The sequence below is a fragment of the Mycobacterium sp. 852002-51613_SCH5001154 genome (assembly GCF_001667425.1).
Classification (GTDB): domain Bacteria; phylum Actinomycetota; class Actinomycetes; order Mycobacteriales; family Mycobacteriaceae; genus Mycobacterium.
Map to the genome: position 1 here is coordinate 1 of NZ_LZII01000061.1, position 14,577 is coordinate 14,577.

The window sequence follows — 14,577 nt, forward strand, 5'->3', positions numbered from 1 at the left end:
GCCCGTCGGAACCGGGCCCAGCCGGTCCCGTTCCGCCGGGCCCAGCGAACCCCACGGCGCCCGGTGGTTGATCGTGCCGACCTGGAGGCCGTGGCGCGTCAGCTCGGGCGGGAGCCGCGCGGCGTGCTCGAGATCGCCTACCGCTGCCCCAACGGCGAGCCCGGCGTGGTGAAGACCGCACCGAGACTTCCTGACGGAACGCCATTTCCGACGCTGTACTACCTGACACATCCGGTGTTGACCGCGGCCGCGAGCAAGCTGGAAACGACGGGCCTGATGCGTGAGATGACCGAGCGGCTGCGGCATGACCCGCAGTTGGCGGCCGCGTACCGGCGGGCGCACGAGTCGTATCTGGCCGAACGGGACGCGATCGAACCGCTGGGCACAACGTTTTCCGGCGGCGGAATGCCGGACCGGGTCAAGTGCCTGCACGTGCTGATCGCGCACTCGCTGGCCAAGGGGCCCGGTTGCAATCCACTCGGTGACGAGGCGCTGGCGATCCTGGCCCCCGAACCTTCAATGTCGGGTGTTCTGCCGGCGGGCCAATGGTGAGCAGACTCGCCGGAATCGACTGCGGCACCAACTCGATTCGTTTACTGATCGCCGATGTGAGCGACGGCCGGCTGCGCGACGTGCATCGGGAGACCCGGATCGTGCGGCTGGGGCAGGGCGTCGATGCGACGGGCGAGTTCGCGCCGGAGGCGATCGCCCGAACCCGCGGCGCTCTGACCGATTACGCGTCGCTGCTCGAGCGCCACGGCGTCGAGCGGGTGCGGATGGTGGCCACGTCGGCCGCGCGCGACGTCGCCAATCGTGATGTCTTCTTTGCGATGACGGCCGATGTGCTGGGCGCTGTGGTGCCGGGCGCGGTGGCGGAGGTGATCACCGGCGCCGAAGAGGCGGCGCTTTCCTTCCGTGGAGCCGTAGGCGAATTGGACCCTGCTGCAGGGCCTTTCGTGGTGGTCGACCTCGGCGGCGGTTCTACCGAGATCGTAGTCGGCGGCGACGCGGTGGTGGCGAGCTACTCGGCCGACATCGGTTGCGTCCGGCTGACCGAACGCTGCCTGCATTCGGACCCGCCGACGCCCGACGAGGTGGAGGCGGCCCGCGCGGTGGTACGTGAACGTCTTGAGGTCGCGCTGGGCGTCGTGCCGGTGGAGGGGGCGCGGACCTGGGTCGGGCTGGCCGGGACGATGACCACGCTGTCCGCGCTGGCCCACCACATGACGACGTATGACTCTGCGGCCATTCATCTTTCGCGGGTCCCCGGCGGCGATCTGCTGGCGGTGTGCGAGCGGTTGATCGCGATGCCCCGATCCGAACGTGCGGCGCTGCCGCCGATGCACGAGGGCCGTGCCGACGTGATCGGCGGGGGTGCGATCGTGGTCGAGGAGTTGGCGCGCGAGTTGCGCGCCCGCGCCGGCATCGACGAGCTGACCGTCAGCGAGCACGACATCCTGGACGGCATCGTGCTGTCGATCGCGGAGTAAGTCACAGCCGCCACTTGCGTTTCCGCGCCGGAGGGCTCGACGATTTGCCCGCCTCATAGCGACAACGCCGGGTGTCACACGGGTATGCGATGGTGCGGCGATGAACCTTCAGGGAATCGAACTGCGTTATGTGCTCACGACGTACCTCGCCCACAATGGGCCGGCGACCATCGGCGAAATGATCGAAGCTCTCACCCGGCAGGGTTTTCAGGTCCCCGGTCGGGCCTCGAAGGTCATCTCGGACGCCTTGCGTTGGGAGATCGGCCGAGAAAGGGTGCGTCGCGTCGGCCGCGGACGCTACGGACCGAGGTCCATCCCACGCTCCACCGAGCACCGAATCCATCAGCGCGTGCTGGCTCTGCGTGAGGCGGCGCGTTGTCGCTATGAGGCGGGCAAATCGTCGAGTCCTCCGACGCAGATTCACGAGTGACGGATGTGACCACAATCCCGACAGCGCTCACGCCTCGAACCGATACCCCATGCCCGACTCGGTCAACAGATGCTTGGGGTGCGACGGGTCGTCCTCGAGCTTTCTTCGCAGCTGCGCCAAATACACTCGCAGGTAATGCGTTTCGGTGGCGTACGCCGGGCCCCATACCTCTTTGAGGAGCTCTTCGCGGCCGACCAGCTTGCCCCGATTGCGTACCAGCACTTCGAGCATTCCCCATTCGGTCGGGGTGAGATGGACCTCGGCGTCGTTCTTGGTGACCTTCTTGGCGGCCAGATCGACGGTGAACGCCTCCGTCTCGATCACCGGCTGCTCCAGCTCGGACGCCGCGGCATTGCGCCGGACGGCCGCCCGCAACCGGGCCAAAAACTCGTCCATCCCAAAGGGTTTCGTGACGTAGTCGTCGGCCCCGGCGTCGAGGGCCTCCACCTTGTCCGACGAGTCGGTACGCGCCGACAACACGATCACCGGCGCCGTGAGCCAGCCGCGCAGGCCGGCCAGCACCTCGATACCGGAGATGTCGGGCAGGCCCAGGTCGAGGATCACCACGTCGGGTTTGTGCTCGGCGGCCGCCCGCAGCGCGCCCGCACCGCTCGAGGCGGTGATCACTTCGTATCCACGCACGGACAAGTTGATCCGCAGCGCCCGCAGGATCTGCGGCTCGTCGTCGATCACCAACACCCGAGTCATCGCTCACCCATCGGTTTCGGGGCAGCCAACTCCACCGTCACGGTCAGCCCGCCGCCCGGAGTGTCACCGGCCGCAATGGTGCCACCCATGGCTTCGACGAAGCCTCGCGCAACCGACATGCCCAGACCCACCCCCGTGCTGTTGTCGTGATCGCCGAGGCGCTGGAATGCCTCGAAGATCTGCTCCTCGGTCCCGTGCGGAACGCCGGGACCCTCGTCGATGACGTTGATCAGAACCCGATCGCCCACCCGCCCCGCGTTGACCCGAACCACACAGTCGGGCGCATACCGCAGCGCGTTGTCGATCAGGTTGGCGAGAACGCGTTCCAGCAGCCCTGGGTCGGCCAGGGCCACGGCGTCGCCCACGTCGACCTTGACCCGATCGATGGCTGAGCGGTAGAAGCCCGTGGCGCCCTTGCCGATGCTGATCAGCGCCCGTTGCACCGTTTCCTCCAGGTACACCCGGTGCAGGTCGGGGTGCACGACGCCGGCGGCCAGGCGCGACGAATCCAGCAGGTTTCCGACCAGCGCGGTCAGCTGGTCGATCGACTCCTCGATGGTGGCCAGCAGTTCCGCCGTGTCGGCGGGCGAAAAAGCGACGTCCTCGGCGCGCAGGCTGGACACCGCGACCTTGGCCGCGGCCAGCGGCGTGCGCAGGTCGTGGCTGACCGCCGACAGCAGGGAGCGCCGCAACTCGTCGGCCCGCACGATCGCCTCGGCCCGGCTGGCCTCCTCGGCCAGCTCGCGCTGCCGGATCAGACCCGCGGCCTGCTTGGCCACCGCGCTGAGCACTCGGCGGTCGCGCGCCGAAAGCTTCCTGCCCGCCAGCAACATCCAGAACTCGTCGTCGCCGACCTCGATCGCGGTGTCGGCGGAATCGACGGTGGCACAAGGATCCCTGCCCACGCAGGCGACGATGTCGGCCTTTCTGCCGCCGGCGCGATCCTCCTCGCCGGGTTCGCGCAGCATGCTGACCGCGCGTTGCGAGTAGGTCTCGCGGACCCGCTCGAGCAGCGTCTCGAGATCGGCGCCGCGCAGCACCGAGCCCGCGAACAGGATCAGCAGCTCGGCCTCCTGGGAGGCACGACGGGCTTCCCGGGTGCGTTTGGTCGCGCCGTCGACCAGCACCGCGACCGCGAGCGCGACCAGCAGCAGCACCAGTTCGGTGACGGCGGCATCGGGTTCGGCGATGGTGAAGGTGTGCCGGGGGGCGGTCAAAAAGTAGTTCAGCAGCAGGCTGGACAGCACCGCCGAGACTACAGCCGGGGCAACGCCTCCCAGCAGTCCGACCAGCAGCACTCCGACGAAGAACAGTGCGCTGTCGCCGCTGGTGCCCAGATATGGGTCGAGCGCTGTCACGATCACCGCGCAGATGGCCGACGGCACGATGATGGCCGCCAGCCATGACGCCACCCGCCGCTCGTTGGGCGCCAGTGACGCCGCGCGGAAGCCGCGTTTGGATTCCTCGTGGGTGACCAGGTGCACGTCGATCTTGCCCGACTGCTCGACGATCCTCGCGCCGATGCCCTCCTCGAAGATGCGCGTCCACCGCGACCGACGCGAGGTGCCGATCACCAGCTGGGTAGCGTTCATCTCGCGGGCGAAATCCAGTAGCGCGGTAGGGATGTCGTCACCCACCACGGTGTGCAGCGAGGCGTCCAGGCTGCTCGCCATCTCGCGGATCTTGGCCATCCGCGCCTCCGACAGCCCGGCCAGCCCGTCACCGCGGATGACGTGCACCACCATCAACTCGGCGCTGGACTTCGAGGCGATCCGGGATGCCCGTCGCACCAACGTCTCCGACTCCGTGCCGCCGGTGACGGCCACCACCACCCGCTCGCGGGCCTCCCATATCTCGGTGATCTTGTTCTCGGCGCGGTACTTCGCCAGCGCGGTGTCGACCTGGTCAGCCAGCCAGAGCAGCGCCAGTTCCCTTAACGCGGTGAGGTTTCCGCGCCGGAAATAATTGGACAGGGCCGCATCGATCCGCTCCGAGGCGTACACATTCCCGTGGGAGAGCCTGCGGCGCAACGCCTCAGGTGTGATGTCGATCAGCTCGACCTGCGAGGCCTGCCTGACGATGGAATCCGGGATTGTCTCTTTTTGTTCGATACCGGTGATTTGGGCGACCACATCGTTGAGGCTTTCCAAATGCTGGACATTGACCGTGGAGATCACCGTGATCCCGGCGTCGAGCAGTTCCTCGACATCCTGCCAGCGCTTGGCGTTCTTGCTGCCCGGGGTGTTGGTGTGCGCGAGCTCGTCGACGAGGACGACTTGGGGCCTGCGCGCGAGGACGGCCGGAACGTCGAGTTCGGGGAAGCTGCCGCCGCGATATTCGATGTAGCGCGGCGGAACGAACTCGATGCCCTCAAGCAGCTCAGCGGTTTTCGCCCTGCCGTGCGTCTCGATCACGCCGGCCACGAGGTCGGTACCGCGTTCGAGCCTGCGATGAGCCTCGCCCAGCATCGCGTACGTCTTGCCCACCCCCGGAGCGGAGCCGAGGTAAATCCGCAGCTCGCCGCGCTTGGGACGGTGGTCAACGACACTCACGTCAACCATCATCCCCCCATCGCGCTAGCTCGAGACCGGATATTTGTGATCGAGTGCCAGGTTGAGTTGCAACACATTGACGCACGGTTCACCGAAAAACCCGAGGGTGCGGCCGCTTCGATTCTGCGCCAACACCGCACGTATCTGATCGGGGCTGACATGCCGGGCCTTGGCGACCCTGGCGACCTGGAGGTCGGCGTAGGCCGGCGAGATGTCGGGGTCCAGGCCGCTGCCGCTGGCGGTGACGGCGTCGGCGGGCACGGCCGGGTCGGCGGGTGCGGCGCCGCGGATGGGCACGATCTGGCCGCTCGTGTAGTCCTCGCCGTACTTGGCGCATTCGACCCGCGCACCCTCGTAGAGGGTCAGGAACGGCGTCGCCGCCTTGCACGGCTCGTTGACACTGACCACCCGGGAGGGGTGGACGACGTTCCCCCGGGCGTCGCGGGGCCCGATCACCGACAGGACGGCACCCACGCCGCCGCCCGTGCAGAATGGCCGCGAACCGTCGACCCCCTCGAGTTGGCCCACCGCTGCGCTGCGCGAACAGACCGTTGTCAGCAGGCTCGGCTTGAAGCCCGCATCCGATGCGGACTTGCCGGCCGCCAGTTGGGCCGGGTCGGCGGGGGTGTCGACGATGCTTTCCGGCCCGAGGTTGCTCGCGCCCGACGACAGCGGGTCGTAGCCATTGCCGGCCGCCGAGGGCCGGCTCTGAAAGTACTGGGGCAGCGGGTTGCCGTCCTTATCGGTGAACAGCTGACCGATCAGCCGACTGCCGACCGGCTTCCCATCGGCGGTGAGGATCGACCCTTCGGCCTTGTCGTGCAGCCCCGGTATCTGCGCGACCAGCCAGACGAACAGCGGGTAGGCGATGCCGGTGATCACGGTGAGCACCACCAGCGCGCGTAAGGCCGCCCAATGCATGCGAACGAAACTCGAGAAGCTCATGTCAGGACATCCCGGGGACGAATTGGACGATTAGGTCGATCAGTTTGATTCCGACGAACGGGGCGACGATGCCGCCCAGGCCATAGATATATAGGTTGCGGCTCAACAGCTTTGACGCGCTACTCGGTGTGTAGCGCACGCCGCGCAGCGACAACGGGATCAGCGCCACGATCACCAGCGCGTTGAAGATCACCGCGGACAGGATCGCCGACTCCGGGCTGTGTAGCCGCATGATGTTGATCGTGTCCAGCCCGGGGAAGAGCGCGACGAACATGGCCGGGATGATCGCGAAGTACTTTGCGATGTCGTTGGCGATCGAGAAGGTGGTCAACGCTCCGCGGGTGATCAGCAGCTGCTTGCCGATCTCGACGATCTCGATGAGCTTGGTCGGGTCGGAATCGAGGTCGACCATGTTGCCCGCCTCTTTGGCGGCCGAGGTACCGGTGTTCATCGCGACGCCCACGTCGGCCTGAGCCAGGGCCGGCGCGTCGTTGGTGCCGTCGCCGGTCATCGCGACCAGCTTGCCGCCCTCCTGCTCCCGCTTGATCAGCTCGAGTTTGTCCTCGGGCGTCGCCTCGGCGAGAAAGTCGTCGACGCCTGCCTCGTCGGCGATCGCCCTGGCGGTCAAGGGATTATCGCCGGTGATCATCACCGTCCGAATTCCCATCCTGCGCATCTCGTCGAATCGATCGCGCATGCCTTGCTTGACGACGTCCTTGAGGTGGATGACGCCGAGCACCGCGGCCTCGCCGTCACGGCTCTCCCCGACGACGAGTGGGGTGCCGCCGCCGGCGGAGATGCCATCGACGAGCTCGCCGAGCTGCTGGGGAACCTTTCCGCCCTGGCCGCGCACCCACTCCGCGACGGAGCTGGCCGCACCCTTGCGCAGCAGGTGCCCATCGATGTCGACGCCCGACATCCGGGTGGCGGCCGAGAAACTCACCCAATGGGCGTGTGAGAGTTCACCGGGAGTGCGGGCGCGCAGCCCGAAGTGCTGTTTGGCGTACACGACGATCGAGCGCCCCTCGGGCGTTTCGTCGGCAAGGCTCGACAACTGCGCGGCATCGGCCAGCTGTTCATCGGTGACACCGTCGAGGGGGACGAAGGCGGCGGCCTGCCGATTGCCGAGGGTGATGGTCCCGGTCTTGTCGAGCAGCAACGTGTTGACGTCACCGGCGGCTTCGACCGCGCGTCCGGACATGGCGAGCACGTTGCGTTGGACCAGCCGGTCCATGCCGGCGATGCCGATCGCAGAGAGCAGCGCGCCGATGGTCGTCGGGATGAGACAGACCAGCAATGACACCATCACGATCCCGGTGACACCATTCGCGTTGAGCGCCTGGGTGTCTGGGACGCCGGGATTGTTCATCTTCGAATAGATGGCCAACGGCTGAAGAGTGGCGACGGCGAAAACGAAGATGATCGTCAACGCGGCCAACAGAATGTTCAGCGCGATCTCGTTGGGGGTCTTCTGCCGGTTGGCGCCCTCGACGAGCGCGATCATCCGATCGATGAAGCTCTCGCCGGGCTTTTGGGTGATCCGCACGACGATGCGGTCGCTGAGCACGGTGGTTCCGCCGGTGACCGCCGAGCGGTCACCACCGGACTCGCGGATTACCGGTGCGGACTCACCGGTGATGGCCGACTCGTCCACGGAGGCAATGCCTTCGACGACGTCGCCGTCACCCGGGATGACCTGTCCCGCCTCGACCACGACGACATCACCCTGCTGCAGGAGCGGCGCCGCGACCTCTTCCTCGACGGCCGGGGCACCCGGCCGGTAATCCTTGAGTCGTCGCGCCAACGTCTGACTCTTGGCGCGGCGCAGCGTTTCCGCCTGGGCCTTGCCGCGACCTTCGGCCACCGCCTCCGCGAGGTTGGCGAAAAAGACCGTGAGCCATAGCCACACCACGATCAACCATGCGAACCAGGTCGGGTTGATGATGGCCAGTGCGGTGCTCCAGGTGGCGCCGATCTCGACGATGAACATCACCGGGTTGCGCCACAAGGTACGCGGGTCGAGTTTGCGCAGGGCGTCCGGCGTCGACTTCCACAACATCCTCGGATCGAGCAAACCGCCTTGCACCCGTTTATTGTTCGCGGCGGGCTGTGACTGCTCAGCCAGGTCGACGGTCGGGGCGGTCATCAGTGAATTCCTTCGGCGAGAGGTCCGAGCGCCAGCATGGGCAGGAAGGTGAGGGCGACGAGAATCAGGGTCACCCCGGCGACCATTCCCACGAATTGTGGCCGATGGGTGGGCAGCGTCCCGGCCGATTCCGGTGTCTGACCCTGGTTGGCGAGCGAGCCGGCCAGCGCCAGCACGAGCACGATCGGCAGGAATCTGCCGAAGACCATCGCCAGGCCGAGGGCGGTGTTGTACCAGTTGGTGTTGACGCTGATCCCGGCGAATGCCGACCCGTTGTTGTTAGCCGCGGAGGTGAACGCGTACAGCACCTCCGACAAGCCGTGCGGTCCGGAGTTCAGCATGCCGGCGCGTTCGCCGGGCAGCGCCATCGCGATTGCGGTTCCGGTCAGCACGATCAGCGGCGTAACCAGGAAATAGCTTGCCGCGAGCTTGATTTCGCGTGGATTGATCTTCTTGCCGAGATATTCGGGGGTACGGCCGACCATCAGCCCCGCGACGAACACGGTGATCACCGCCAGGATCAGCATTCCGTACAAGCCGGACCCGGTGCCGCCGGGCGCGACCTCGCCGAGCTGCATGTTGAACATGGTCATCATGCCGCCGAGGCTGGTGTAGGAATCGTGGAAGGAGTCGACGGCACCGGTGGAGGTGAGCGTCGTCGAGTCGGCGAACACCGCGGAGTTGGCGACGCCGAACCGTTGCTCGACCCCCTCCATCGCCGAGCCGACCGCGGTCGGCACCGTGCCGTGGTGCCGCAATTGGAACCACATCATGAAGGTCACGCTGATCGCGTACAGCGAAGCCATGACCGATGCGATCGCATACCCCTGCTTCTTGCTGCCCACCATGCGCCCGAACGTGCGTGGCAGCGAGAAGCTGATCACCAGCAATAAGAAGATTTCCAGCCAGTTGGTCCACGCGGTCGGGTTCTCAAACGGGTGGGCGGAATTCGCGTTGTAGAAGCCGCCGCCGTTGGTGCCCAGTTCCTTAATGGCCTCCTGGCTGGCCACCGGGCCGCCGGTGATCGTCTGCTGCGCCCCGTTGAGGGCGGTGACGACCTGGTCGTTCAAGTGGAAGTTCTCAATCGCACCTCCCGCGATGAGCAGGAGCGCGCCCAGGGTCGCGATGGGCAGCAGAATCCGCAGCGTGCCGCGCACCAGGTCGACCCAGAAGTTCCCCAGTTCGCCTGTGCGCGTGCGTGCGAATCCCCGCACCAGCGCGATCGCCACCGCCATGCCGACGGCGGCGGAAACAAAGTTCTGCACCGCGAGGCCGGCCATCTGGACCAGGTGGCCCTGTGTCGATTCGCCGGAATAGGCCTGCCAGTTGGTGTTGGTGACGAAGCTGACGGCGGTGTTCCATGCCAGGGCCGGCGTCATCTTGGTGGCAGGGTCATGCAGATGCAGCGGCAATGTGCCTTGCACGAGTTGGAACACGAATAAAAAGAGGATGCTGATCGACGAGAACGCCAGCACACTGCGCGCGTAGGCGCCCCAGGTTTGCTCCGAGCGCGCGTCAACCCCGACTAGGCGGTAGATCACCCGCTCGGCGTAACCGTCCTTCCTCGATGTGTAGACCCGATACATGTAGTCGCCCAAGGGCACATGCACCGCGACCAGGGCCACGACAAGGACGGCCAGAAAGACCAGCCCTGCGGTTGTTTCGCCCATCAAAACCGCTCCGGGAAGAGCAGAGCGCAGCCGAGAAATAAGGCGAGAAGGACGGAAAGCACTAAGCCGACGATGTTTTCGTAGTTCACAGCCGCTCGACCAACTTCTGCACCAGGCCAAGGACGGCGAACACCGCCACCGTGAGCAGGACGAAAGCCACTACACCCATTCCGAGCCCATCTTGTCTCCGTTCCGCGCCCATCGCGTGCATACGAAAGGACCTCATCGAGGCAGCCACAGCGCTATCTCGGAGGCAAGTTCAGCTTGAAATTAGCTGGCACCGCGGGGCTAGGGCCTTTGGTTGACACTTTCCTAACGGTGCCGCGGGGCGCCTTTACGGTTTCTTAACGCCCGCCGGCACGCGAAAAACCGTGTGACTATCCGGCCTCGGCGCCCGGGCCATCGATCATCGGAATCCGGACCCGGAAAACCGTTCTGCCCTCGCTGGATTCGGCGGTGACCGAGCCGTGGTGGGCCTTGACGATCGAATTGACGATGGCCAGGCCGAGCCCGGTGCCCGAGCTGTTGAGCCTGGAGTTGTCCGCCCGGGCGAACCGTTCGAACAGGCGGGGGAGAAGCTCCGGGTCGATGCCGGGGCCGTCGTCGGCGACGGTCAGTTCCACCGATGGCGCCTCGGGCCCGTCGCGGTGGCAGGTGATCCCGGTTGTCACGGTGACCCCGGGCGGGGTGTGCACCCGAGCGTTGTGCAGCAGGTTGCTGACGAGCTGATGCAACCGCGCATGATCCCCGCGAACCCACACCGGCTCGTCGGGGAGGTCCTTCACCCAATGGTGCGTCGGCGCCGCGACCGCCGCGTCGTTCACAGCGTTGACGACGAGGTCGGCCAGGTCGACGTCCTCGCTTTGCAGGTCTTGTCCTTCGCCCAGGCGGGAGAGCAGTAGCAGCTCGTCAACAAGCAGCGTCATGCGCCGCGCTTCGGACTCGATGCGAGCCAGCGCGTATTCGGTAGTCGGCGGCAGCTCCGAGCTGTCTTGGCGGGTGAGTTCGGCGTATCCCTGGATCGCCGCCAGCGGGGTCCGCAGCTCGTGGCTGGCGTCGGTGATGAATTGCCGCATCCGCAGGTCGGATTCGGCGCGCTGCGCCAGCGCACTATCCACGTTGTCCAGCAACCGATTCAAGGTGTGGCCGACGATGCCGACCTCGTTCTGCTGGTTGGTGTCCTTGGGCCGCACCCGGACGCTGATGCGATGGTCGTCGTCGGTCAGCGGCATGGCGGCGACGTCGGCGGCGATACCGGCCAGCCGGCGCAACGGTCGGAGGGTGTAACCGACGACCCAGAAGGTGAGGCCGGCGGTGACCGCCAACGCCGCCGCGATGAGCAGGGTGGTGGTGACCTGTTTGCGGGCGATGATTCGGTCGGCGAGGTTCAGCGACACCCCGGCAACCAGCACGTCCGGTCCATCGACGTGGCTCTTGAGCCGATAGAAGCCCAGGCTGCCCAGGTTTTCGGTTCGTGGCGGGCCGTTTGCCCACGACTGCGCCTCGATGGTGCGGACCACGTCGGGGGGTGCGGGCCGTGCTTCGGCTTCCGAGAAGACCGCCGACCCGATCGCGGTGCCGTTGTGCAGCACCACGATCAGGTTCCCCGGCGTCTGATCGGTGAACTGCAGCATCGCATCCGTCAGTGGCTTGGCCCCGCCGGCCGGGTCCTGTTCGCCCCTAAGGTATTTCGTGTACGAGTGGCCCAACGCGTCCAAAGACTCGGCGACGTCGGCGTCGCTCATCGCGGTAACGTAGCCGCGCAGGCTCAGCACGGACACGATCCCGACCGTCATCAACACGACGCTGACTACTGCCAATACGCCCAATAGCAGCTGGCGGCGTAACGAACGGGGTAGCCACCGCGGAAGGTCCCCGGACATGGCGTCCCGGTCCTGGCTCATTCCGTGGGCCGCAGCATGTATCCAACACCGCGCACGGTGTGAATCATCGGTTCGCGGCCGGAGTCGATCTTCTTTCTCAGATACGAGATGTAGAGATCGACGATGCTGGTGCGCCCGGCGAAGTCGTAGTTCCAGACGCGGTCGAGGATCTCGCTGCGGCTCAGCGCGCGACGGGGATTGCGCATCAGGAAGCGCAGCAGTTCGAACTCGGTCGAGGAAAGCGAGATCTGTGTGCCGTCGCGGGTCACTTCGCGGCTGGCGGTGTCGAGTCTCAGGTCGCCGACTTTGAGGGTCTCGGCGGCCGGGGGCGACTGCTGGCCGGAACGGCGCAGCAACCCGCGTAGCCGGGCAACGAGCTCCTCGAGGCTGAACGGCTTGGTCATGTAGTCGTCGGCGCCGGCGGTCAGACCGGTGACCCGATCCATTACCGAGTCCCGCGCGGTGAGGAAGAGCGTTGGGGTGTAGGCGTCGGACTGGCGAATGCGTTCCAGGATTCGCAGCCCGTCCACGTCGGGAAGCATGATGTCGAGCACGAGCACGTCGGGGCTGACCTTGTCGAACTTGGCGAGGGCCTCGCGCCCGTTGTGGGCGATGTCGACAACCCATCCCTCATAGTGCAGCGCCATCTTCACCAGATTGGTCAGCGCCGGCTCGTCATCGACCAGCAGGACCCTGATCGGTGACCCGTCGGCACGGTAAATCCTGGGCAGCTGCCCCAGGATGGCCTGGCGAGGGCGTTGGCCACCCGCGTAACCCGACATTGCGGTCATGTTCCTACATTCTGGCAAGCCACACACCTAACTGTCACGAAGTTCATAGGACGCTCAAATGTTGCGGGCGGGGCGAGTCACCGCGAAGGCACTCAAATATGAGTTTTATATGAGTCACATCAGCCAGCTTGAGATGAGCTGATTTGCCAAAAAGCCGGATTCGCACCGCCGTTGGTTTGATCTGCCGACCAATTCCAGGCGATACGTACAAATCCCGCCGCGGGAGAACGGGTTTGACTTCTTTGCAAGGCGCTGCATTTCGTCGTATGTGGTGACAGGTGAATGCGTAGCCTCGATGCGGAGGACGACGGAGTCCTGACTCGCGTACCAAAACTGGCTGCGTGGAACGCTTTTCGCAATTTCGGGCTCGTTGGCGCAATACTCACGGCGCCGCCGCGTCGGCAAACTAGTTAAAGGAAAGTAATGGATTTTGGCGCGTTGCCGCCGGAAGTCAACTCCGGTCGGATGTATCTGGGGCCCGGGCCAGCGACGCTGCTGGCCGCCTCGGCGGGATGGGACTCACTGGCCCTCGAGATGAACTCGGCCGCCGGCGCATATGAATCGGTGATCACGACCTTGATTCAAGAGTGGGCGGGCCCGACGTCGATGTCGATGGCCGCCGCGGTCGCACCCTACGTGGTGTGGCTGCGGGCCACCGCCGAGCTGTGCGAGCAGTCGGCGGTCCAGGCCACGGCCGCCGCGGCGGCCTACGAAGGGGCGTATGCGATGACGGTGCCGCCGCCGCTCATCGCGGCCAACCGTGCGCGACTCATCGCGTTGATCGCCACCAACTTCCTCGGGCAGAACACGCCGGCGATCATGGCCACCGAGGCCGAGTACAGCGAGATGTGGGCCCAGGACGCCACCGCGATGTACACCTACGCCGCCAGCTCGGCGTCCGCCGCGGCCTTCGGCGCGTTCGCGCCACCGCCCCGGACGACCAATCAGGGCGGGGTGGCCGGCCAAGCCGGTGCCGTAACCCAGGCGACCGGCGCCCAAGCCGGCAGCACCGCCCAGACGGCTTCGGCGCACCTGATGTCGTCGGTGCCGCAGGCGCTGCAGAGCCTGTCGACCCCGGGATCGACGTCCGGCACCGGTTTGTCGCAGGCAGCGATGGGCACCGGGGCGTCACTCGGGTCGTCGGGGGCGTCCGCCCCGCTCAGTGCGCTGTCCAGCCTGACCGGTACCAGCAAGGGTGCCACCAAGACCGCGAACGCCGGCTTGGGCACCGCGTCCGGCCTGGCGTCCTCGCTCGGCGGGGTTGCCGCCTCCGGCGACGCGGCCGGGCTGTTTTCCGATGTGGCCGGCCTGGGCTCCGACGCCGCGGGCTTCGGGGCCGACGGCGGTGGAATCGGCATAGACCTCTACGGGTTGGGTCTCGATTACAAGGGGCTGGGCCTCGATTACCAAGGTTTGGCCCTCGATATGGAGGGCGCGGGCTCGATTTTGGGGGCGGAGGGCGCTTCCGGACCGCAAGCGTTGGGCGGCCTCGGAAACACGAGCTCGCTCGGGGGTCTCGGCGGGGGCACGGCGGCAAGCGTGGGTCAAGGAGCCTCGCTTGGGACCTTGTCGGTGCCGCCGGGCTGGGCCAGCGCGGCGTCGTCGGTGACGCCGCTGCCCGCCGCCAACGCCATGCCGAGCGGGTGGGGTGCCGCGACGACGCCGGCGCAGCCAGCCGGGATGTCCAGGCTGCCGCTGGGCGCCATGGTCGGCCGCGAGTCCGACGGTGCGGTTCACCGGATCGGGTTTCGTCCCTCACTCATCCCGCGTTCGCCGGTGGCCGGATAAGGCAGGGCCGCAAGGCATTCGAAACAAAAAGGGCCCGCACACCGTGGTGTGCGGGCCCTTTCGAGTGAAGACGCGGTGTCAGGCCCAGCTGGACCCGACGGCGCTGTCGGTGCTGGCCATGTTGCTGCCGGCGCTCTGCACCTTCTGCCCGTGGGCGTTGGCCTGCTCGTAGAT

The 14,577-nt window shown here is 66.5% G+C and carries 13 protein-coding genes and 1 pseudogene; 4 read left to right on the forward strand and 10 right to left on the reverse strand.

The features are described 5' to 3' along the window. Positions 1–63: 63 nt before the first annotated feature. The 3 genes from A5750_RS16845 (at position 64) to A5750_RS16855 (ending at position 1,920) form a co-directional block, all read left to right on the forward strand. On the forward strand, positions 64–552 hold the full coding sequence (locus tag A5750_RS16845) for a DUF501 domain-containing protein (RefSeq protein ID WP_067264356.1): 489 nt from the start codon (positions 64–66) through the stop codon (positions 550–552). Continuing rightward, positions 546–1,490, forward strand: a complete 945-nt coding sequence (locus A5750_RS16850) for a Ppx/GppA phosphatase family protein (RefSeq protein WP_066945039.1) — start codon at positions 546–548, stop codon at positions 1,488–1,490. The genes A5750_RS16845 and A5750_RS16850 overlap by 7 nt, the downstream gene beginning before the upstream one ends. Positions 1,491–1,590: 100 nt before the next feature. Next, a complete protein-coding gene (locus A5750_RS16855; protein WP_067264342.1) occupies positions 1,591–1,920 on the forward strand; it encodes a hypothetical protein in 330 nt (109 codons plus the stop codon). Between the two features lie 27 nt (positions 1,921–1,947). Here the strand turns inward: A5750_RS16855 and A5750_RS16860 are convergent, their stop codons facing one another. The 9 genes from A5750_RS16860 to A5750_RS16895 form a co-directional block, all read right to left on the reverse strand. Beyond that, a complete protein-coding gene (locus A5750_RS16860) occupies positions 1,948–2,628 on the reverse strand; it encodes a response regulator (protein ID WP_066954753.1) in 681 nt (226 codons plus the stop codon). Then, entirely contained in the window at positions 2,625–5,192 is a 2,568-nt protein-coding gene (locus A5750_RS16865; protein WP_067264345.1) for a sensor histidine kinase KdpD, read from the reverse strand. The genes A5750_RS16860 and A5750_RS16865 overlap by 4 nt, the downstream gene beginning before the upstream one ends. Before the next feature lie 12 nt (positions 5,193–5,204). Continuing rightward, positions 5,205–6,125, reverse strand: coding sequence for a potassium-transporting ATPase subunit C (locus A5750_RS16870; RefSeq protein ID WP_067264348.1), 921 nt, complete (start codon positions 6,123–6,125; stop codon positions 5,205–5,207). Position 6,126: 1 nt separating this feature from the next. Next, positions 6,127–8,271, reverse strand: coding sequence for a potassium-transporting ATPase subunit KdpB (gene kdpB / locus A5750_RS16875; protein WP_067264352.1), 2,145 nt, complete (start codon positions 8,269–8,271; stop codon positions 6,127–6,129). After that, positions 8,271–9,941, reverse strand: coding sequence for a potassium-transporting ATPase subunit KdpA (kdpA, locus tag A5750_RS16880; RefSeq protein ID WP_066954764.1), 1,671 nt, complete (start codon positions 9,939–9,941; stop codon positions 8,271–8,273). Before kdpA ends, kdpB begins: the two co-directional genes overlap by 1 nt. Next, positions 9,941–10,030 (reverse strand): K(+)-transporting ATPase subunit F, encoded by a 90-nt coding sequence (kdpF, locus tag A5750_RS26650; RefSeq protein WP_156659595.1) that lies wholly within the window; start codon positions 10,028–10,030, stop codon positions 9,941–9,943. The genes kdpA and kdpF overlap by 1 nt, the downstream gene beginning before the upstream one ends. Next, complete coding sequence (locus tag A5750_RS26395) at positions 10,027–10,167, reverse strand: hypothetical protein (RefSeq protein WP_231989234.1); 141 nt, start codon at positions 10,165–10,167, stop codon at positions 10,027–10,029. The genes kdpF and A5750_RS26395 overlap by 4 nt, the downstream gene beginning before the upstream one ends. A gap of 151 nt (positions 10,168–10,318) precedes the next feature. Then, positions 10,319–11,845 carry a cell wall metabolism sensor histidine kinase WalK gene (locus A5750_RS16890; RefSeq protein WP_066954767.1) on the reverse strand — a complete coding sequence of 509 codons (1,527 nt, stop codon included), beginning with the start codon at positions 11,843–11,845 and terminating at the stop codon, positions 10,319–10,321. Then, positions 11,842–12,615: a response regulator transcription factor gene (locus tag A5750_RS16895; RefSeq protein WP_066954770.1), complete on the reverse strand. Its 774-nt coding sequence runs from the start codon at positions 12,613–12,615 to the stop codon at positions 11,842–11,844. The genes A5750_RS16890 and A5750_RS16895 overlap by 4 nt, the downstream gene beginning before the upstream one ends. Positions 12,616–13,038: 423 nt before the next feature. Between A5750_RS16895 and A5750_RS16900 the strand changes: the two genes are divergently transcribed. Then, positions 13,039–14,403, forward strand: a complete 1,365-nt coding sequence (locus tag A5750_RS16900) for a PPE family protein (protein ID WP_067264354.1) — start codon at positions 13,039–13,041, stop codon at positions 14,401–14,403. Positions 14,404–14,481: 78 nt separating this feature from the next. On the opposite strand, the pseudogene A5750_RS16905 reads toward A5750_RS16900, so the two are convergent. Further along, a pseudogene (locus A5750_RS16905) lies at positions 14,482–14,577 on the reverse strand (type VII secretion protein EsxI); the annotation flags it as partial.

Excerpts from the sequence above, each read along its gene's own strand:
- A5750_RS16850 (WP_066945039.1), top strand. The coding sequence starts at position 546 with ATGGTGAGCAGACTCGCCGGAATCGACTGCGGCACCAACTCGATTCGT.
- A5750_RS16855 (WP_067264342.1), top strand. The coding sequence starts at position 1,591 with ATGAACCTTCAGGGAATCGAACTGCGTTATGTGCTCACGACGTACCTC.
- A5750_RS16860 (WP_066954753.1), bottom strand. The coding sequence starts at position 2,628 with ATGACTCGGGTGTTGGTGATCGACGACGAGCCGCAGATCCTGCGGGCG.
- A5750_RS16865 (WP_067264345.1), bottom strand. The coding sequence starts at position 5,192 with ATGATGGTTGACGTGAGTGTCGTTGACCACCGTCCCAAGCGCGGCGAG.
- A5750_RS16870 (WP_067264348.1), bottom strand. The coding sequence starts at position 6,125 with ATGAGCTTCTCGAGTTTCGTTCGCATGCATTGGGCGGCCTTACGCGCG.
- kdpB (WP_067264352.1), bottom strand. The coding sequence starts at position 8,271 with ATGACCGCCCCGACCGTCGACCTGGCTGAGCAGTCACAGCCCGCCGCG.
- kdpA (WP_066954764.1), bottom strand. The coding sequence starts at position 9,941 with ATGGGCGAAACAACCGCAGGGCTGGTCTTTCTGGCCGTCCTTGTCGTG.
- A5750_RS26395 (WP_231989234.1), bottom strand. The coding sequence starts at position 10,167 with ATGAGGTCCTTTCGTATGCACGCGATGGGCGCGGAACGGAGACAAGAT.
- A5750_RS16890 (WP_066954767.1), bottom strand. The coding sequence starts at position 11,845 with ATGAGCCAGGACCGGGACGCCATGTCCGGGGACCTTCCGCGGTGGCTA.
- A5750_RS16895 (WP_066954770.1), bottom strand. The coding sequence starts at position 12,615 with ATGACCGCAATGTCGGGTTACGCGGGTGGCCAACGCCCTCGCCAGGCC.
- A5750_RS16900 (WP_067264354.1), top strand. The coding sequence starts at position 13,039 with ATGGATTTTGGCGCGTTGCCGCCGGAAGTCAACTCCGGTCGGATGTAT.